Annotated in this window: 13 protein-coding genes; all 13 read right to left on the bottom strand. The window is 42.7% G+C overall.

Annotated features, from left to right (window positions below):
• Positions 1 to 329 precede the first annotated feature (329 nt).
• Positions 330 to 488, bottom strand: coding sequence for a helix-turn-helix domain-containing protein (locus tag CCC32_RS01450; RefSeq protein WP_287071754.1), 159 nt, complete (start codon positions 486 to 488; stop codon positions 330 to 332).
• A gap of 130 nt (positions 489 to 618) precedes the next feature.
• Positions 619 to 1542 carry an IS982 family transposase gene (locus CCC32_RS01445; protein WP_287071600.1) on the bottom strand — a complete coding sequence of 308 codons (924 nt, stop codon included), beginning with the start codon at positions 1540 to 1542 and terminating at the stop codon, positions 619 to 621.
• A 257-nt stretch (positions 1543 to 1799) separates the two neighbouring features.
• On the bottom strand, positions 1800 to 2300 hold the full coding sequence (locus CCC32_RS01440) for a hypothetical protein (protein ID WP_287071753.1): 501 nt from the start codon (positions 2298 to 2300) through the stop codon (positions 1800 to 1802).
• 248 nt (positions 2301 to 2548) lie between these two features.
• Positions 2549 to 5680 carry a tetratricopeptide repeat protein gene (locus tag CCC32_RS01435; protein ID WP_287071752.1) on the bottom strand — a complete coding sequence of 1044 codons (3132 nt, stop codon included), beginning with the start codon at positions 5678 to 5680 and terminating at the stop codon, positions 2549 to 2551.
• 13 nt (positions 5681 to 5693) lie between these two features.
• Complete coding sequence (locus CCC32_RS01430) at positions 5694 to 5963, bottom strand: hypothetical protein (protein WP_287071750.1); 270 nt, start codon at positions 5961 to 5963, stop codon at positions 5694 to 5696.
• A 107-nt stretch (positions 5964 to 6070) separates the two neighbouring features.
• The gene (locus CCC32_RS01425; RefSeq protein WP_287071748.1) at positions 6071 to 6697 is read right to left on the bottom strand and encodes an HD domain-containing protein; all 627 of its coding nucleotides are present in this window, start codon (positions 6695 to 6697) and stop codon (positions 6071 to 6073) included.
• Positions 6698 to 6708: 11 nt separating this feature from the next.
• The gene (locus tag CCC32_RS01420; protein ID WP_287071746.1) at positions 6709 to 10101 is read right to left on the bottom strand and encodes an AAA family ATPase; all 3393 of its coding nucleotides are present in this window, start codon (positions 10099 to 10101) and stop codon (positions 6709 to 6711) included.
• Positions 10098 to 11372, bottom strand: coding sequence for a metallophosphoesterase family protein (locus CCC32_RS01415; RefSeq protein ID WP_287071743.1), 1275 nt, complete (start codon positions 11370 to 11372; stop codon positions 10098 to 10100). Before CCC32_RS01415 ends, CCC32_RS01420 begins: the two co-directional genes overlap by 4 nt.
• 19 nt (positions 11373 to 11391) lie before the next feature.
• Entirely contained in the window at positions 11392 to 11799 is a 408-nt protein-coding gene (locus CCC32_RS01410) for a 5-fold beta-flower protein (RefSeq protein WP_287071741.1), read from the bottom strand.
• 6 nt (positions 11800 to 11805) lie between these two features.
• A complete protein-coding gene (locus tag CCC32_RS01405; RefSeq protein ID WP_287071738.1) occupies positions 11806 to 15075 on the bottom strand; it encodes a UvrD-helicase domain-containing protein in 3270 nt (1089 codons plus the stop codon).
• Entirely contained in the window at positions 15072 to 17831 is a 2760-nt protein-coding gene (locus tag CCC32_RS01400) for a PD-(D/E)XK nuclease family protein (protein WP_287071735.1), read from the bottom strand. Before CCC32_RS01400 ends, CCC32_RS01405 begins: the two co-directional genes overlap by 4 nt.
• Positions 17832 to 17844: 13 nt before the next feature.
• Positions 17845 to 19089, bottom strand: a complete 1245-nt coding sequence (locus CCC32_RS01395) for an NADAR family protein (RefSeq protein WP_052485454.1) — start codon at positions 19087 to 19089, stop codon at positions 17845 to 17847.
• Positions 19090 to 19166: 77 nt separating this feature from the next.
• Positions 19167 to 19769, bottom strand: coding sequence for a hypothetical protein (locus CCC32_RS01390; RefSeq protein WP_042518486.1), 603 nt, complete (start codon positions 19767 to 19769; stop codon positions 19167 to 19169).
• Positions 19770 to 19807: the final 38 nt, after the last annotated feature.

Raw genomic sequence — 19807 nt, 5'->3', positions numbered from 1 at the left:
GGGGATATTTCTTCAGAAAAAGGAAGAACTTCTTTAAGAGAAAGGGGAGATTTCTTCAGCCCCAAGCACATTACCGCAGCGTGGTACTTCTGTTTCCGCAATGCGGTAATCTTATTTCCGCTACGCGGTAATGATATTTTCGCTACGCGGTAATCTTGTTTCCAGTCTGCGTTAATCGCATTGACAGGCTGGCAGATAGCTTGTTAAGGCTGGGGGATAGGCTGGTAGATAACCCGATTATCGAGTTATCTGCCAGCCTTTATTTTGCTTATATACAACGAGTTATGTCGAAACTGGAAGATATGGCAGATTTTTTCACGTACATACAACTATTTTGAAACAACAATCCATTGCCCATTTTTATCACTTCCGTTACGTGTAATGTAACCTTCCTTTCTTAACGAAGTAAGTTCTCTTTTTAACGTTGCAAGCGAAATACCCAGTTTGTTTGCCAAATCTTCTCTTATTATTGATGGACTTTGCTTCATAATAACCTGAGTTCGGGATAAGCGACAGTCGTTTTTCTTGCTATGCCAGATTTCCGATAGGTGCATATTACATTTGCCCTCCAAACAATATGGATGGCAAAATGCAAGGATTGTAAAGTCCAAATGAAGTTTACTTTATAACAGCAAGCTGTCCGTCAACATTCTCTATGCAATAGTCAATGTTGATGGATGGCTTCTTTTCAAAGAAGCTATACGCAGCCAAAACAGAAAGGACATTCATTACGAAATTGAACACGCTACGATGTCTTGAATGTACAAGTTGTGCAACATTCTTAAGTTCGTCATTGATGGTTTCTATGACAGATCTTTTACGCAACAGAATCTTGTCATACAATGGCATAAGCTTGTTTTTCATATTGCATTTCAAGCCAGTGACAATTTCTATACCGTCGTTAAACAATCTCTCAAACAAGCCATGCGAAATATATCCTTTGTCTGCGAATAATTTTCCGAACACATTATCACTCAATCTGTTAAAAACATCTGTATTTCTATCGTCAACATTCGCTTTCGTAAGCATAAAGTTAAGCAGTTCACCTCTCTCATTGCATATCAGGTGTAACTTGAAACCGAAATACCATCCCATGGTGCTTTTGCCTCTTTCTGCATAACCACGGAACACCTTATTCCTTGTTATACGCTTGTTGTGGCATACAGGAATGCATGTACTGTCAATGAAACTTATACCCGTGCATCTACCAAAGCAAAACAGTTGGAGGAACAGCATCATCTCAACCGCGACTCTGGACTCGAGTTCAACAAAGCGGTTATATGAGAGCTGCTTTGGGAACAAGTCGTGCAGGTGCACCTTGACATAAAAGAGGTAATAATGCTTGAAGTTGCGGAAAGTATTGAAATGAAAGCAGATGAGTATTGTCATGATTTCCGACCGGCTCATAGTACATTTCCGATTGCGGTGCTTACGCCCGTCAGGCTCACAAATGGACATGCGGGCAATCTCTTTATCATATTCTTGGCAAAAATCATCGATAATACAGAAAATTTCAGTAATTTTGTCCTTGGTAATCTCCATAACTATAGTATCCTTTTACTTTATAACTAATTGATTTACAACCATAAAGGTACTAAAAATTATTGAGATTACCAACTTTTATAAAGACTTTCTTATCCCGAACTCAGGTTAATAGATAGTATAGTTTGTTGCCGTTCATTTACAGGCTCATTTGTAGGCTCGTTTTGAATATGGAGAGTCAATTTTACCTGCATAAGTTCGGGTTGCTCCTGAAACTCAAGCTTTATCCGATGCTTTTCATTCTCTTATATAGTTTTTTACAATTTATCTATTATCACACATTCTTCCAACTTATCGAAAGTCGTATCAACAAACGTGTGGACTATCATCTTTGTTGTGTCTATTGGTTGGAATTCTGCATATTGCTTGCGAACATACCGAAGTTCAAAAGCCAGGCGGAGAGCCTTGCTGTCGGCATCATCTTCATCCGTTTGTTTTGCCTCTTTGCCCGTGATAGTCCGCACCTTGACAATCTCATACACATCACGTATTCCTTTTCCTTTGATGTATGGCATGAAGAAGTGAAGATCTTGCAAGGCGATGGTTGTTGGAAACTGTTTTCCTGAATAATACAAGGTTGCAGTTCCGTCCATAAATGCTTGAAACAGCCTGTTGTCTTCTTTCACCAATCCAATAAGTACACGATTGCCCACCTCTACATACGCACCCTTTTGTGGTATGACATGAGCAATGGTCTCGTATGATTTGGTATGTATAAGTTCAACAAACGTATTTGCAAATGCATTTATATCAGTCACTTACGTGTTAAACGGTAGAAAAGTGACGGCGAAGCTTCTGAAGAGATTAGAAAAGATGAAGATTTAACTTTTTAACATTTTATAACAGGACGCGAATTCAACCGGCAACTGCAATCATATCTTCTATTGTATAAAGTCCCATTCGTCTTACCATCTACATCTGACAACGAAAAAGGATGGCAAGGCGATTAACCCTGTCATTCTTCTGGAGTTTGTAAAGTCATTTAAGGAAATCCCAGCATACTAAATCAAAAATAACCTAAATACTTCCTACATAGTAAGACGTTTTCATCATCTTCACCAAGACTCTTTAGAATATCGTATGCTTTCTGAAATGAATCATGAGATTCGGCTTTTCGCCCCAACTTATACAATGCACAACCTATATTAATACAACATAACCCTATTCTCTTATGAGTGGGATGATATTGTTTTTGCCAACATGATAAAACCTTTTGCAAACAGTCGAGAGCTTTTTGATTGTCATTCATCGATAGGTATGTAACAGCAAGATTATTCAAACATTCTGCTGTTGTATAGCTATTTTCGCCAAAGTTGGCCTCGCAAATGACAAGCGCTTTCTGGTAGTAGTCTATAGCATTGAGATAATCCTGCATTGAATCATATGTGGCTCCTAGATTATTATATGTACTGATTAGGCTTATAGCATTCTCACCTTGAATGGCGATTTGTATTTCTACTGCTTTAAAAAGCATTTCAAGCGCTTTTGAGTAATCTCCACTGCGACTGTATGTGTTACCGATATTCCTATAGCCGCCTGCAACATCTAGATGCAATTCGCCATACATTTTCTTCCTGATTGTTAGAGCTTTCGTGTGAAATTCAATGGCTGACTTGTAATCTTGTATGGAACTATACAATATGCCAAGGTTACCATAGCAATCAGCGGTTCTGTTTGATACTTCACCTCGATGTGTAATGTATAACTTTAACGACTTTCTCAGCAGTTTTTCTGCCGAATCATTCTTACTGCTGTCCATGAATAATGATCCTATAGCAAAACAAGAATCTGCATATGGAAGTGAGTTCTCGCCAAAGAGACTTTTACGAAGTTCTGCAGCTTTTCGATATAACTCAAATGCCTTTTTCTTGTCGCCAATCTTACGATATGCATAGCCCATATTATTATATGACAGAGCAGCTGATTCTGTTTGCGTGAGCCCCAATTCTTTTTTAATGTCAAAGGACTTTTCAAGGTACCCTAATGCTTCTTTATAACGCTTCAAATCGTAAAGAATGCCGCCTAGAGAATTGTAGACATCAGCCATCTCCTTTGTTTTTGTTCCATAGACAGTTGATATTTTTTCTAGAACTGTGGTTGTACATTCCAGTGCAATCAATGGGGAGTTTAGATCCCTTGAAATGAAAATGAGAAGTTCGTTTAATAGTGTTGCTAAAAACCGTTTAGGAACAACTTTGGTGGACTCGCTTATGTATATGATAGGCGTGAACTTTTCCTTGTCTGCTATAAGCAACCCTACCCAGTAGTTAGTCAGAGCTGTCTTGTCACTGTTATACAGTTCGTAGAAGACGTTCAGATAGCATATTGCCTTGTATAATTCCTGCCATTTCTCAAGTTTGTATAATTGATGGGCTGCTTCAGAATATATTCTGCTAGATTTTGCATTATAACAATAATCGACGATTTGCCGTCTAAGACGACTTTCATTGTCTTTTTTTAAATATCTGAACGTAACAGCGTTGTTGATATACTGGTGTGAATATGAAATGACTCCATTGCGTGAAACAAAATTCCGAAGGAACGAACAATAGAAACGTGACCAAAGCAATGGCGTTACCTTTACTTCTTCGTTGCTAACGCCATAGTTTAATATACCAAGTATTTCTGTCTCAGTAAGTCCGTTTTTGCTAAGGGCTATGATACTAAGTAAATCTGTAACAAACTCCTTACCAAAGTCTTCTTCATATGACATTAAGAATGATTGGTAGAAATCCTCTACAGAATCATGAGACAGGTAGAAATCTATTTTCTCGTCCAACTTTTCGTGAATGCCGAATGTTACCAGTTCGTCCAAGAGGGTACGTAAGACTAACGTGTTAGCACATTGCGTGTCATTTACAATACGAGAAACCCTTTCTGGGGTAAGGGACTTAGCATATACATCGTGAAGGTAAGATACGACAAGTTTCTCCCTTTGGCCAATGCTAAGTGCTTGTAATGTGTGAATCTGGTAGTTACGGTTCTTAAAGACAGTGTATGTCAAGTCTTCTTCTAATGTTGAGAAGAGTAACTTGATATTATTTGATGGGGTTGGGAGCCAGTTTAGAAGTTTTGCATTATCGGCATCTATGATTTGGTTGATACCATCTAATACAATCAGAAGAGGTTTACTTGAATCATCACCAATCCTTTCGAATAGCGCCTTTAATTCTTGAATATCATTTTTGTTTTCACTTGCATGCCAGTTATAACAGATCCTAATACCTTCGCATAAATATTTTGCAATGTTTTCGCAGGAACTTTTGCTGCCTCCATTGCCAACAAAGTGGTAAACGATGTTGTATTCATGTTTTTCGTTTGCCAAAGTCTTCTTAAGCCAGTTTGCTATGAGTGCGGATTTGCCTAATCCGCTTGCGCCGGAAACAACCATTTGCGAGGCATTCCAATCGTCAGACCATTCGTCTAGTATCTGGAAGTTCATTTCATCGCAGATGTAGTTCTGGCATAACTGATTTAGGAAGGAACGCTGACCAATTTGCTCTTTTTCAAACTCGCTAAGATTACCTTTAGGAAATAATTGGTCTAGCAATCTGATGAAAGCCTCTTCTACTTGCCGTGATAAGTCCTCAATTGAACTATATGTAGCCGACGGGTATCTGCTCTCCTTTACGGCTTGCTTGAGTTGTTCGAGCTTCTGTAGAGAATCTTGAGGCTCTTTCTCTAATCCTTGAGTCTGATTGTCTTCGAAGTCTTTAATGTAGAAGCATGCGTGCATGTCCTCTTCACGCTCTAGAACTCCGAATTGCATTTCCATTTCAGTAACGAGGTTATTGGCAAGATAACCGTTGACTGAAGGGAAATGATCGGTCACATTATCGTCAAGGTCTTTCTTCTTAGGCACCCATCCATAGCGATTACCTATGATACCAATAAAGAATGGGATTGAGTTTTCAATCTCACGCAAACAGATATCTACAACTTTTCCGGATTTTGAATCTTCATCGGTGATGCCCCAACGTAGGTCGACCTCTGTCAGGGTAACGTCACGCTTTGCGGCAAGGTCGCGCAGCTTAGGAAACGTGAACCTCATCAATTGGTTGCGTTCGTCTTGCATATCGCGGAATGTGGACGATATGAATATGCGTATCTGACGGTTGTCTATGAGATCTGTCTTCATAGAAGTCATGGCTTTACTTGAACATGTTCTTGATTTCTTCTTCGCTGGAATTATCGCGGCTCAGGAGTAAGATTGTTGTTGTTGACTTGCTGCCGCTTTGTGCTTTGTTTGCTGCAGCAGACGGCAATTCCACAGGTTCTACGTGCCAGCCTTTCTTACTAAGGTAGTTTAGAGCCATCTCCATTGTCTTAAATTTCAATGGTAGTCCATTCTTATCTTTGATGTTGCGTGATTCGCCTTCGATAATGATAATGGTTTGTTGCGTAATTGCACTATATATCATTTCGCAGTATGCACGGTATCGCGTCTCAGCATTTGCTGCTATAGTTACGAGCAATAACATTAGAGTAAAAAATGCTATTTAAAAGTTGTTCATATCCTTAATCTGTTTTATTCATTTTGTATATTGCGAACAAAGTCGTCGTAAGTGTCATACCTTCTCTTTTTTCCCAGTGCCTGGGCAGATGCATTTGAGTCTGCTGCCATGATTATACCTGCCAATGGGTTGTCAATGGCAATTTTGACATAGTGGAACGTGGCTTCATTCTCATTCAGATTGCATGCATCTGTGAATCTTCCCATGTGCCATCGGATTGCTTCTCTTTCGCACTCGTTAAGTTTCAATCCGAGAGATGTCAGAATGTCAATCGACTTCTTCCCATGGTATTTGATATTGACTTTATGGTTAAAATACGGATTATGGCCCAATTCACACGGATATGCATCTATCTTACAGATGTCATGAAGAAAGACTGTAATCTTTATGCTTTCTTGGATGATTTTCTCGTCATTATTTTCTAACTTGAGCCATAACTCGTCCGCTTCCCAAAAGACCTCCAGAGAGTGTTTTGCAAGCCCGCCATAGAAGTTGTTATGAAACTTACATGAAGCAGCAGCGGAATAGAATCCGTTCTCGTCCATGTAGGCAAGAACGTTTTCTATTCCTTCTCTTTGCGTACCTCTGAGGATGCGTATTATAACATCCCGACATTTGTTGACATCTTCTAAACTGTACATAATCCAATGTTTTATGGATATATCTCGATATGGCTACTACCTGAGTTGCCATTCTTGATGATACGAATCTGAGTCGTGATGCGTTCCGACATTGTATCAGTGTGGCTGATAACACCGACCTTCTTACCCTGCGATGTCTGTAGCATTGCAAGTGAGTCTATGACAGTGGCAAGTGTGTCGGGGTCGAGTGTGCCGAAACCCTCGTCGATGAAAAGGTTTTCGAAAGAAATGTTGCGAGAAGATAGTGCAGAGAGTCCCAAAGCTAACCCGAGAGATACGATGAAAGTCTCACCTCCAGAGAGGGACGTTGTGTCGCGGATATCATCGGCACGGTCATGGTCGATGACACGTATACCCAGAGATTTCTTCACTTGCAGGAGTTCGTAGCGACTATTGAATTTCCGTATCTCCACATTGGCATGAGCTATAAGGAAATGAAGTGTGTAGCACTGGGCAACCTTACGGAGAGTCTTGCCATCGGAACCAATCGAGTCGGATATCTCTTTCCATTCTTTCATGAACGTTTCTACTTCCTGCTTCTTCTCAAACATGGTGCCCATCTGTTGTTTAGCTTCTTCATGACGTTGCATACAGGCTTTCGCCTCGACAAGTTCAGTATTTGAGCGACTCTCCAATTCCGTCTTGCGAGTAACCAGTTCTTCCTTTGTTGATAATGGCTTATTCTGCTGATGATCGGTGTGAGCTTTCTTCTCATTTTGGAGCGTTGTTTCGGCTGTGGTCAGTGCATCGGCCCACTTCTTCTGACAAGTGCGAATGTATTCCCAATTATCTTTGGCCTTGGCGAGTAAAGCGATGTCTTCAACGGAAAGTTTCTGCTGATGGCTTTCGTCGGCATTGTAAGATGTCAGCCATTCAGTTAGTGCATTAACAGACGTGTCACGTTTACTTATGTTATCAGCCTTTGTATTGTTTATGCTTTCAATCTTGCCGTTGAGTTCTTTCATATCGGCATTTATATTGCTAATGGCTTTTGTCTTGTCTGTAACCACTTGGTCAGCTTTATTCTTTGCAGTTGTAAGTGATTGTTCAAGGGCATCAGGGTCGTTGTCGCCAATCTCTTTCTTGATAGCTTGTTTCTTGGCTTCAAGTTCCACGTTAGCTTTGCTCAGCGCGTTTGTTGCATCTGACAGATTCTTCTCTTTCTCAGACTGTTGTTCCTTGAGGTTCGTAGTCTTTCCCTTCTCTATGTGTAGAGCGGTGGAGCAGTTGGTCTGTTTCTTTTCTGCATCTTTAATCTGCTGCTCGCTTTCAGCCTTGAATTTTCTTACATCATTTTCAGCCTTTTCTTTCTCTTTGCGCAGACGGTTCACTTCCATGTCAACCTTATTGTATTCCTTCAAGGCGTTGCCAGCATTGGTGGCGTTCTGCTCTATAGAGGGTTTCAGTTTTTCGAGATTATCAGACTCTAACGGCCAATCCGTATGTTGAGCATAAATGGCTGTCCACTCATCTTCTAAATTGCGTAGTGCCTCCTTAGTGTTTGCAATAGTCGTCTTGTTGGCCTTCAGTACGCCGGCGTTCTGACTTTTCTCGTTCGACAAACACAGTTTCCCATCATTCTGCTTTTTTAGTATATTTTCCTTCGATGAGATAAGTTCTTTCAATTCATTAGCAACAGGCTCAAATACCTCGCCCGACTCATACGGATGCTGTTTGGATCCGCATAGAGGACACGCTTCACCATCATGCAGAGTAGCCCGATGTTCACGCCAGTTCTCACAGATCATCAACGTGTATGTATTCCGCAGAGTTTCAAGTTCTTTCGACAAGGGCTCAGTATTGAACTTTTTAAGGTCATCTTCGATTCCCTTATTGCGCTCTTCAAGTTCTTTGTTCTTCTTTTCAAGATTGCAGATGATCTCAGTATCGGTTTCAATTACTTTACGGATACGAATTGCCTCGTTCAGGTCCGTCTTCTTCTTCTCAGCAACGTCTTTTTCCTTCTGGAGAGTGTCGGAATCTTTCCCTTCAATCTTCTTTTGTTCGATTTCAAATGCTTTTTTCCACTTCTCTGCCGCTTCGTTGAGTTCGTCGGCCTTCTTCTGTAAATCTAACTTTAATTTCTCCAAAGCACCTTTAGCGTCTTGCAGCATGGCTTCACCTTTCCTAATGGCCGTGGCATTATCATTAACAGCTTGTTTTGCTTTGCTGAAAGCACCCTCGGCGTTAATTTTGGCTGTTTGTTTTTCTTCGACGGTCTTGTTTGCAGATTCTAACTCACCCTTTATGGTACGAGCCTTGTTGATGTGAGGTTTTTGCTGTTCAAGAATCTGGTTTGCCTTATTGGCCTCCTCCTTGAGCTTTACGAGGTTGCTATTTTCCTTCTCTATCTCTTCTTTTTTCTGTGTAACCTTCTTGTTAAGAGATACCAGCTCAGCCTCATTACCTTCAATCTCCTTCTGTTTTTTCTCTGCGTTATCGTACAGTTTCACAGCTTCGATGGTTAAGTCATGCAGAGTAAGTCTTTCGGTATCCGCCTTTATTTCATTGAGCTTGTTGCGTGCATCAGATAGTTTCCCCTCATATAGAGGAATGTTCTTTTCAAAGTTCTTTTCTATGACATACCATCCCAAAGACTCCGCAATTTTTCCAAGTTCTGTTTTCACGTTCCTGTCCTCTTCGTCAAGTATGGCTATGCGTGTGGTCAATGCATCAAGTTCATTTTGATCCTTGATGATATCCTTATCAACGGCAGCGAAGTTTGCGTTGATCTCATCAAAAGCACGTGTAGCCTCATCTTTTTCCTTACTGATACGAGTGGCTATTTTGGTGTAGATTTCTTCATTGCCAATAAGTTTTTCAAGAAGTTGATATCGGTCATCCTCACTAGCAGTCAGGAAATTTGCAAACGAGCCCTGAGCTATCAGTACGGTGCGAAGGAATTGGTCGTAGCCGAGACCAATGATGGTGGGAAGCTCGTTCCAGTCTGCTTCCTCTTCTACGGTTTGTCCTTTTTTAGAGGTTAGCTTGTATAGTGAAAGAATGGCGTCGTCATAGTTCTTTGTTTTGAACTTTACATACCATTCAGCTCTATATACATTGCCGTTGTTTGCCAGAAATGTCAACTTGCTATAACCTTCTTTCTTTCCCCGAGTAAGGATATTGCGGCAATCTTTTGGAGACAGTCTGTTCTTCTCGCCTTCATCTGGGGTGCCAAGAATCTCCATCTTGTCTTTGTCTTTCTTCTTTCGAGGATATCGGGGTGCTCTGTTATAGAGAGCCAGACAGATAGCGTCCAGCAGTGTGGATTTGCCCGAACCTGTAGGACCAACGATGCTGAAGATGGTACTTTCGCCCAGTACACCTTCTTCAAAGTTTATCACTTCACCTCCTGCACGGTCGAGAGAGGCGAGGTTGAGTATTTCAAGCTTTATGAACTTCATTGTGCGTTGTCGTTTTCGGCGGTTAAAGAATTCAGTAGGTCAGTCAACATCTTTTCTTGATGATCTGTCATTTCCTTGCCATTTTTTACGACAAATGTCTCTTTCAGAGTGTCGAGAGGGTCGCGATTCAGTATGTCGTCAATGCTTTGAAGGTGTTGTGAACCAGAAATAGTGGTTATGTCTAATTCTGGTATTATTTTCTGTATCTTACAAAGCACGGCATTCTTTGTGCCAATAAGTGCCTCCAGCTCCTTGATTGCATCATTGTTTACCTTTTCGAGTGTCACCTTTAACACCAGATAGACAAAGTTGTCATCCAACTTGTCTTCGGTTTTGTTCTGGAGTTCTGCATTGATACGTTTCTCCAGTTTCTTAGATGTAAGTTCCTCTTCGGCTTCTGGTAGAAACATGAGCTTATGTTGTGGCTCATACTCCAGAAACTCAATCTGCGGTTTCGTCCCGTTCTCTATTGTAACCATGTCCACCCCATGATGGTAATCCTTTTCAGCAAATGACATGGGGAGCACGCTACCCGAGTAGTGGGCCCAATCGGTATTCCAGATGTGCTGACGCTTATGGATATGTCCACAAGCGAAATAGTCGGGATGTTCGTCCCATCCTTGCATGTTCACCTCCTCCTGTCCTCCGATGACAATCTTCTCGCTGGCATCACTTTTGGCAATGTCGGCACCCTTTGCGTACATGTGAGCTATCATGATGAGAGGTGAGTCTCTATACTTTTCCCTCGCCTTGGCAGTCAGTTCACGAAGTATAGTATTAACACCTTCCGAATAGTTGGCGTTTTGCACGACATCACTTCGAAGATAAGGTACAGTGAGAACTATTGCCTGTGAGCCGTCACCACCATTGATGGGAATCATGAGGTCATCGTAATTAATCACCCAGTTTCCACCATCTTCGTTTGCGACCCACGAACGATGTATGTTACCACGGATTTCAACCTTGTGTCGTGTCAGCAGGGCACGAGGTGCCTCAAGACGACTGGCGGAGTCGTGATTACCTGCTATGATAACCACATTCATGTCGGGACATGTCTCTGTCGCGTCAGCGAGAAACTCATAGTATGCAGACTGAGCAGCAGCCGAGGGGTTGCCGTTGTCGAAGATGTCGCCAGCTATAAGCAATGCATCTGGGTGCTGTTCTTTTATCCTTGCAAGAAGCCATGACAGAAAATGCCTGTGCTCGGGTAGGCGATCATTGCCATGAAACAAGTTTCCTAAGTGCCAGTCACTGGTGCAAATGATTTTCATGTCTTATTGGATTTTGGATTCAACGTAGGGGAAAATAACCATAAAAATAGACGAGGGCAACTATTAAGTCTGGCACTCTGTTGACTCTGCCTATCAGTGAACCGGAACGGTTATAGACGTTGTTGCCACTGATGTAACCAATGTAACTGCCCGATCGGTCATAGAACTTTTCATCCTTTGTATAACCGATGTAAGAGCCCGATCGGTCATAGAACTTTCCGTCACGTTCGTAGCCGATATAGCTTCCAGAGCGATTATAAAAACGCCCCGAATCGACCTTGCCTTCATAGGAACCAGAGCGGTCATATATCTTACCGCTATCGTAGCGTCCTATGAGAGAGCCCGAGCGGTCATACATCTGCTGGCAATATCCATGAATGGACATTGTCAGCAATATGAGTGAAAGTATGTACTTTAAGTTTTTCATTGAACGTTATTTCAATTCATGTATCGTACTGTAAACAGGATAGTATATAAGAGCATGAGCCACATCAATGCCTTTATGACGTAATGCTTCTGCGTATGCTGATAACTGTGCATAATGAGTAGTCGTGTGCTCATTGAGTGCTACACCGCCAAAAGTCTTGTAGTCAATCAGAACGCAATGATGGCCTTTATCGTCTGTATAGAACCACAGCAGGTCCATTTCTCCCCGAAGATGCTGGCCAGTAGGAAGAGTCATCTCAAACGGATATTCGTTGCAGGTACTGTCTCCCTCGGTTTGAGGAAAGTGCTGCTGCAACTGGTTGTATAGCCAGTAGGCAGAACGAAGAATAGCATCCACATGCCCAGCAAGTATATCTGACAGCCCATAACCGCCGATGATGCTCAATGCTTTTTTACGATTGTCTTCGTCATGTCCTTGTCGATAGATGGCAAAGATGTCATGGATACACGTTCCGATGGTGGCGTAGTTGTCCTTATTCCAGCCTTTTGTTTCGATAACGGTACCTTTTTCTTTCCATGACTCGTGACTGAAATATCCGCTGAATTCCTTTATCTTGCTTGGAGAAAGGAATTTTCTTTCTCTTTCGTTATGAGCAATAGGTTTCTCGATGATAGTGTATGTTTGCACCATGCTATCTTCTTTAGAATCTTCTGGCTTGCTTATGCTTATCGGAGTAACTGCATAGTCAGAATTTCCCCAAACATTGTCAGAAGAGGGTGATTCGACACCGGCATTAGTAAGCCAATCGAAATTTCCCTTGTATCCGAAGGTGTACAGGTAATCCTTGGCACGCGTCATTCCAACATATAGCAGTCGGCGTTCTTCCGATTTAGTTCGTTCCTTGAGTTTCTTGTAGAATTCCAGCTCGTTAATGTTGTCCTGTAAGGTTGCCGTAGGATTATTATTGAATGAACTAAGAGTGAAGGGGAAAAAGTGCAGATAATACTCCTTGGCAAATGGGTCTTCCTCTGTTGCATTGTCATTCATAACTACCTCACGTACTTTCATGAATGATTTCTTTGTGAAGTCTGCATCTGTCAGAACGTTCTCGCCAAGACCATGCATGACAACGACCGGCCACTCTAATCCCTTTGAACCATGATAGGTGAATACCTTAACGGTGTCTGACTTGTTGTCTTTCTCTTTGTCAGGCTCAATGCTGTTAAGATAATAGATAAAGCCGCTGATGGACGTTCCTAGTCCCATCTGAAGACACATCTCGTCATAGTCATCAGCAAGGTGTTGCAATGTAGAGAGGTTCTGACGGCGTACCAGCTCGTCTCCCCATCGTGCAGTAAGAGACGGAATGTTACTCTCATAGATTATGGCTTTTACCATCTCAGGTATGGAGAGATGCTGAATACGCTCTCCTTGCTTTAGCAAGTCCTTAACGGAATCCAAGTCCTCTTGCCAGTTGTCATTGGCAGTATCGAATTCTCCTTCAGAATCAATATGTTCCAAGACATAGTCTATACGATTACGAAGGATTTCTTCTGTAGTGTTGCCCCATAGCAGACGCATAAGATTTGCAAAGACATGTTTGTTCTTCGGGTCTTGCATAAACTGAAGAAGGGTAACGACAAGCTGAACCTCAATGCGTTGCATGATAGCATCCTCAGCTTCAGAGACGGGAATGCCATATTTGCGGAGAGCCTTGACCACTTCCTTACATGCTGAATTCTTACGACACAATATGGCAACGTCATGCGGTGAGATTGCTGTTGCGGGTTCGTCACGCTTTCCGCTGTGAACTTGCATTTTGCTATCAAGTAATTCCTTTACTTTGAAGGCTAGTGCGTCAGCCGCATCTTGCTGGTTCTTGATGCTATCACCACATTCCCAATGAACGATAGCATTGGAGCTGAGGTCATCTTTCTTGAAGTGGGCATCGAGCTTTATGCACAGTTTATTAATACCATCATTCTTGAAAGGCTCATAGAATACAGCATTTACTAGGTCGACAAGTCTCTTTCTAGAACGCCAACTCTCCACAAGACGTCCTGTTGCAAGATTGCGCGGACCTTCCTCTTCATGGATTTCTGCATCATCATAGAATGTGAAGTGGTCTGCTACAGAATTTACAAGGTCGGTATCGGCTCCACGGAATCCATAGATTGCTTGCTTAGGGTCGCCTACCCAGTACGAATGTCCGTCGGTCTCAGCAATAATCTCAGACAGTTTGTTGAAAATCTTGAGTTGAATTGGGTTGGAATCCTGAAACTCATCAACCATTACCAGACGATAGTGAGAACGCACATAGTCCTGTACTTCTTCATAATCAGTCAAGAGACGTAAGAAGATTTGCTCCATGTCATTGTAAGAAATGATATGGTTATTTCGTTTGTAGGCTATGAAATCGTCGTGCCAAACTTTAGCTAGACGGAACACAGATTTTACGAATGGTTCGAGAATGGCGAGTGCATCGACAGATGTATCGGCAACGGATAGCTGGTCTTTTAGATTTGTAAAGTTAGTACAAGCTTGTTCTGCAGCTTTTTCGCAGCAAGGAGTTTTCATCAATGTTTTTACACGAGTGAGCCAGTCTTGGTCTCTTTTTTCATGAAGAAGTTTGGCAACTGCGTCATAATGTTCATGCGCTTTGGTTCCTGAGCGTCCGTCATCAAACTTTGTCGCACAGAAATTACCATATTCTTTTAAGGCAGAAGCGATGAAATTATAGTCGACAGGGGTTCCCGTATAAACAGCTCTCAGTGTTTCAATACTCTTCTGTGTACTTATATCAACAACGTCAACACCATAGTACTCCATCTTTTCAACCACGGAGTTGAGATGCTGCTGCCAAAAGAGATGGTCGGGATGATTGGAAGAGTCAAGAATGTCGAAGAAATCACGGAACTTGCGAAAGTTGTCCAAATCAGACTTATGTTCAGGCATACTGGCAATACGAGCTAGTGACTGGCTCATATAAAAATCCTCGTCACGCTCTGAAATTGTTTGAATGTCAGCACCATATTCCAATAAGAACCAGAACTTCTTGATGAATCCAAGAGCTACAGAGTGAACTGTCCCTATAGCAGCACAGTCCATCTGTGAAGCAACTTCCATATTGTCAGTAGACAGAATCTGCTGACGTGCCTTCTCCTTGAACTCTGCTGCTGCCAATTCCGTAAAGGTCGTAAGAATAACCTCTGAAGGCTTTACCTCTTTTTTTGAAAGTTTCTCTGCCAATATCTTTGTCAGAGTGTATGTCTTGCCGGAGCCTGCGCCAGCATTGATGTATGTTACGTTTCTCATTTCAGTCGTCCTTTAAGTATTGCGTGTGAAGTTGCTATCTCGCATGGCTCTTTCTTCTCATCTTCGAAAGATAACTTTTTAGAGGGGTTGAATACATGCTCAGATTCTTTAGTAACAGATATGAGCTGTTTGGATTTTCCCCGCCCCGTTGTCTTCTCCGTCACAGACAATGGGCAGAGTCCCAGTTCTTCCTCTTTTGCATGATAGCAATTGTCAATGTCCTTTATGTCCACTGTTTCAGCCTCTTCGATATGACCACGTCGTATCTCATCCATACGGAATGCATAAGAGTTTTTTATCTGTTGGATAAGAGGTACTATTATATTGGCAGGATCTACATGCTTAATGAGTTTGCTACCACTAATCTCATCATAATCGCTTGTAATGAGTTGCTTGCGTGGCATCATGTAGTAACCTACAGCTGCAACATCCTTACCAGTATACATCTGTTTTACCGCTTCACGATACAGTTCAAGCTGAATTGCGGTATTCTCTTCAAGTTTTTTGCCATAGTACTGGCTGTACGACCACTTGAAGTCGAAGATTACATAACGACCACTAGCGTCGTTGAGGAGGAAGTCAATACGTGCACCGAAGTCCCCGATGGTTTTTAATTCCAGTTTTTTCTGGCTGTATTCGTCTGGTATAGACACCTCACATCCTACAGGGGTAAGATTCAAGTGCTCCATAATGTCTATAAGACTGAGCATGCTATCCTTGAGGTGGATGCGGAACTCACCGAGTGAAGATGTATTCTCTAGCAGACGCAGGATGAGGCCTGTAGCATCGATGGAGTTCTCCAGTCGCTGGTCAAACTCGTCTTCAGTTAGTTGGCGCATCAACTGAAGGTCAGACTTACCATCATCAATGATATGTTCGAAGAAGTTGTGAGCGACAAGACCGAGCGTGATGTGAGTGTTTTTCAACTGTTCCTCATTTGGCTCATTGAGCTTTGCTACGTACTGCACAACATAGTTGAACGGCAATTGTATGAGGGTATCAAGAGAGGAATTGCTTTCTTTTCGCCCTTTATAGTCTATCGCACCCAACTCCAGTGCTGCAACCGGTGCGAACCTATCCACATCTGCAGTCTTTTCCGTTGTTTTTACCATTGGGAACAAAGAATTCCTGTCACAAGTCGGCAGTTTTCCGGCTGTATGGCGGACTTCCGCAATCATGCTGTGTTCTCCGAGTCGTGTAGTTCCATTGTAAGCAGAGTGCACAAGGATTACAGTATCTGCTTGTGAGAGAATGCGGAGATGCTCCTTGCGTGCGGTTGAGAGATGATTGGCGAAACCCGGCAACTTGACGCCATGACCGCAGAGATACTCCTTCTCGTACTTTGTCAGGAAATCGTATGAGTCATTCTCGCCATCTTCATCCTGACAGTCAAGCCAAAGGATTGTCTTTGCAGGTGTAGCTACCTGTCTTATATCATTCACTACGCAAAACGCTCCGTTTTCTGTCTGGTTTAATGCGTAGTTCATAGGTCGATAAATCTGAAGTACGAGTTTCTCAATGTCACTATACTGAACTATTTCTCCAGAGAGACTTTGCAAAGAAGTCTTGAAGGACGAAATGAAGGTCTGCAATTCATGCAACTGTGCCTTTTTCTCCTCGGCAAGATCAACATCGGCATAATGTCCGATTGCCCACTTGTTAAGAGAGTCAAGATAGCCCATCAGTTCATCCTTGCTGATGCCATCAGCATAGTCATTACGGATTGGGGAAAGGAATGCCATCTTTTTCGCTCTGGCTTGCGGAGTGGCTTTTCCTTCCTTGTTGACAAATTCGAACTCATGAATGGTCTGCTCCCATTCATCACGTACTTCTCCATCCTCTCTCTTTGTTTTATTACCGAAGCCTCCATGCTGAAGGAGCATCTTTGAGAGCTTGTATCTCAGAGCACCAGGTATAGGGCTCATGGGTAACTGGAGATAGGAGATGAGGTTCTGTATGTTCAGAGGACGAGAGAAGATGCTCATCCCCAATTTGAAGAATTGCAGCAACTGCGGATTCGTCTGTGTGAGCGATGAGTGTACAAGCGGTTTGTCCCATGTGTAGAGGATATGATTGAGGAGCACATTGTCGCGGTTGATGACCACACTATCCTCAGGCATAGACTCTATCTGAGCGAACCATTCGTATGCATCGTTGATGTCCGGAAAATCCACGACCTTCACCTTTGAAGTGTCGAGTTTTGCTTGTTCCTCGTTTTCAAGAACCTTCTTTGTTACCTTGACTCCATTCTTACTAATAGAGTCAAGTGTGTCTTGGACAATGAATGGTATCTCACTCCAAGGGCAATCTACCACAAATTCATCCACACGGTCGCTGAGCATATCTGCAGATTTGTAAGCATCCCGAACTTTTACCCAAGCGTCCGCTATGCCACTTGAATGGAAGCTTTCCTCGATGGTTGCCAAAATAGTCAACTTCTTTGCTTTCTGGTCGTCACATGCGCCGTCCCAACCTGCCATTATCAGATTATCACGCCAACCAAGTAGCTTGCCTGCGACACCAATCTTATCAACATTGAAAGCGTTTTCAAACATGGTGCCGCTGATGCATGGTGTCATGGCGTTAAGATATTCTGCTTCACGCTCAACGTCAGACTTGACTTCTGTATGCAAGCCAGCTCTTAATTCCAACTGCTTTAACAGTCCCGTAGGACCTACATAGGTTATACCCATAAGATCCGTATGGCTATTGACGAAAATCTCTCCGTCGTAGTGTGTGCTGAAATGTATTGTCATCGTGGATTGTATTTTAGAATTGAACCTTTTCTCCAAGTATATAGATGCATTTGCTATTAAGCAAGTCAGCATCGATGGCAGGGGACGTGCCTTCCTTGAGACATCGGCGGCAGATAGTGAGAATCTTGCCCATACCGTTGGCTCCGTGGTAGATGCCGTTGTCATCAGGCCAAGCAGCCCAGACTTTGTCTCTCTTGATTACTTCAATAATGATGCGGTCATCTGGCATGGAGAGCAGATGTTTGCGGTATGCCTCGTTTCCGAGGCACTTCTGCCAGACGCACCAGAGCATCCACTGGTCACGGAAGGTCTCGTAATCGGCACGGCGACGTTTCTTGTATTTCGAGCGCTTGTATGATGCAGCTGCGTATCCGCTCTTTGCAGTAAGTACATCTTCTTGTATAGCCTTTGCATCTTCACCTTCCCAACTCCACTCTCCACAGAGATACAGGTACTCGACAGCTTTCCAGCTGTGGCCAAGACAGGTGAAAGGATATCCCATGGCTTGGTTGCCAAGATGGAGTTCTATGCCGTCGCAGGTGTCATGGGGATGTGAATATGTAAGTACCTTCAGAGCCGTTGAATCGATAGCGGATTCCTTGGTGATGTCTTCAACGGTAATTGAGTTGTTATACTGAGCTTCACGGTTGATTCCATCAGTATCCAAAGTGGCTTGACTTAGAAATTGAGTAAAGCTTAATGCGTTATCTGGGAGAGTGTACTCCAACTTGCCGTTGTCGCGGAGTTCCATGAGGAGACGACCAAGAAGATTAGGGCCGACGTAGATGTCATTCTGGAGTTTGACGCCCCAGGTGTCGGGATTCTTCTTGGTAAAGGTGCTCTGGTCTTCAACGATGTACTTGCCCTTACTGTCTTCAAGCGCCTTACGGAACTCCTCATTCTGCTGGTATTTGAGAGTAAGGCAGAACTTCATGGCATCAACGAGCATCTGTCCCCAGTCTTCACGCTGGAAGCCCTCGTTAAAGAGTCGCTTGGCGGTCATCTTAGGGTTGCCCTTCTTGCCGTATACTTGACGCACTGCCTCGGAATCAATGAACTTCATGGTCTGATAGAGACGCTCAGAGGTTTCGAAGGTAACACCTTCTACAGTGATTGGCGTGTGGAAAAAGTTGGAAAAGATACCCCAAGGTTCAGTAATCTTGTGGATTCGTACGCACTCTGATGCAGGATACGTCTCAATGGAATAGTACTGCGGATAGTACTTCTCAATGAATTGGCAGATACTAGATTTACTCATGTGTCGAACTGTTTTAGTGGGTGCAAAGGTACGTAATTGCCAAGATAAAAGCAATTTGCATATACGTATATCGACACTTATTCAAGTTTAACGAGCGTTTCCGACCCAGGAACAAGATGCTTCTTTGCATCAAGCTCGATTTTCTCAATCTTTAGAATCTTGACCTTTTTCTCATTGACTATTGCCAAGTCTATATTTTCAAAAGGTGGCTTCCAAATAAAAGGCTGTGCCATCATATCAACCCCGATACTGTCAAGGAGGTTCGCCAAAGCAATTTCACCAATATAAGGAGCACTGCCGAACATCTTCTTAATCGATTCCTGTACACCAACCAGTCTATTGGCTACATACTTTCTGAAGTATTTTCCTTCAGCTATAGCCTCCACTGGGATGTCTTCTCCCAGTTTTTCCTTAACCCGACTTACGATAGACTCGGACACTGGACATGATGGACTTTGCCAAAGACAATTGTACTCGGTTTTATCGGGTCCTTCTACTGTGTAGACGTAGTAATCTTTATTTTCTGGTCTTTTCTTGTTAAAGGCATAATGAGCAGCCCTTTCGTAGCGGGAAGTGAGGTAAACTCCATAGCCGAACTTCACCTTACCATCACCCTCAAGAGCGTGACTGAGGTCGAAGGATTTGAATAGGACGGAAGAACCGTGATAGTATATTGCCATAAATCAGTTTGATGGGAAAATGGGATTTTTATTCTGCA

Source organism: Prevotella sp. LMAG:51 (assembly GCF_008680225.1).
GTDB classification, from domain to species: Bacteria; Bacteroidota; Bacteroidia; order Bacteroidales; family Bacteroidaceae; genus Prevotella; species Prevotella pectinovora.
Note: the sequence above shows the minus strand (reverse complement) of the source record. Positions and strands in the feature narration are given on the sequence as shown.

What these genes read in the sequence shown, in the direction of transcription:
- CCC32_RS01450 (WP_287071754.1), bottom strand. Translation starts at nt 488, where the DNA reads ATGAAGCAAAGTCCATCAATAATAAGAGAAGATTTGGCAAACAAACTG.
- CCC32_RS01445 (WP_287071600.1), bottom strand. Translation starts at nt 1,542, where the DNA reads ATGGAGATTACCAAGGACAAAATTACTGAAATTTTCTGTATTATCGAT.
- CCC32_RS01435 (WP_287071752.1), bottom strand. Translation starts at nt 5,680, where the DNA reads ATGAAGACAGATCTCATAGACAACCGTCAGATACGCATATTCATATCG.
- CCC32_RS01430 (WP_287071750.1), bottom strand. Translation starts at nt 5,963, where the DNA reads ATGATATATAGTGCAATTACGCAACAAACCATTATCATTATCGAAGGC.
- CCC32_RS01425 (WP_287071748.1), bottom strand. Translation starts at nt 6,697, where the DNA reads ATGTACAGTTTAGAAGATGTCAACAAATGTCGGGATGTTATAATACGC.
- CCC32_RS01420 (WP_287071746.1), bottom strand. Translation starts at nt 10,101, where the DNA reads ATGAAGTTCATAAAGCTTGAAATACTCAACCTCGCCTCTCTCGACCGT.
- CCC32_RS01415 (WP_287071743.1), bottom strand. Translation starts at nt 11,372, where the DNA reads ATGAAAATCATTTGCACCAGTGACTGGCACTTAGGAAACTTGTTTCAT.
- CCC32_RS01410 (WP_287071741.1), bottom strand. Translation starts at nt 11,799, where the DNA reads ATGAAAAACTTAAAGTACATACTTTCACTCATATTGCTGACAATGTCC.
- CCC32_RS01405 (WP_287071738.1), bottom strand. Translation starts at nt 15,075, where the DNA reads ATGAGAAACGTAACATACATCAATGCTGGCGCAGGCTCCGGCAAGACA.
- CCC32_RS01400 (WP_287071735.1), bottom strand. Translation starts at nt 17,831, where the DNA reads ATGACAATACATTTCAGCACACACTACGACGGAGAGATTTTCGTCAAT.
- CCC32_RS01395 (WP_052485454.1), bottom strand. Translation starts at nt 19,089, where the DNA reads ATGAGTAAATCTAGTATCTGCCAATTCATTGAGAAGTACTATCCGCAG.
- CCC32_RS01390 (WP_042518486.1), bottom strand. Translation starts at nt 19,769, where the DNA reads ATGGCAATATACTATCACGGTTCTTCCGTCCTATTCAAATCCTTCGAC.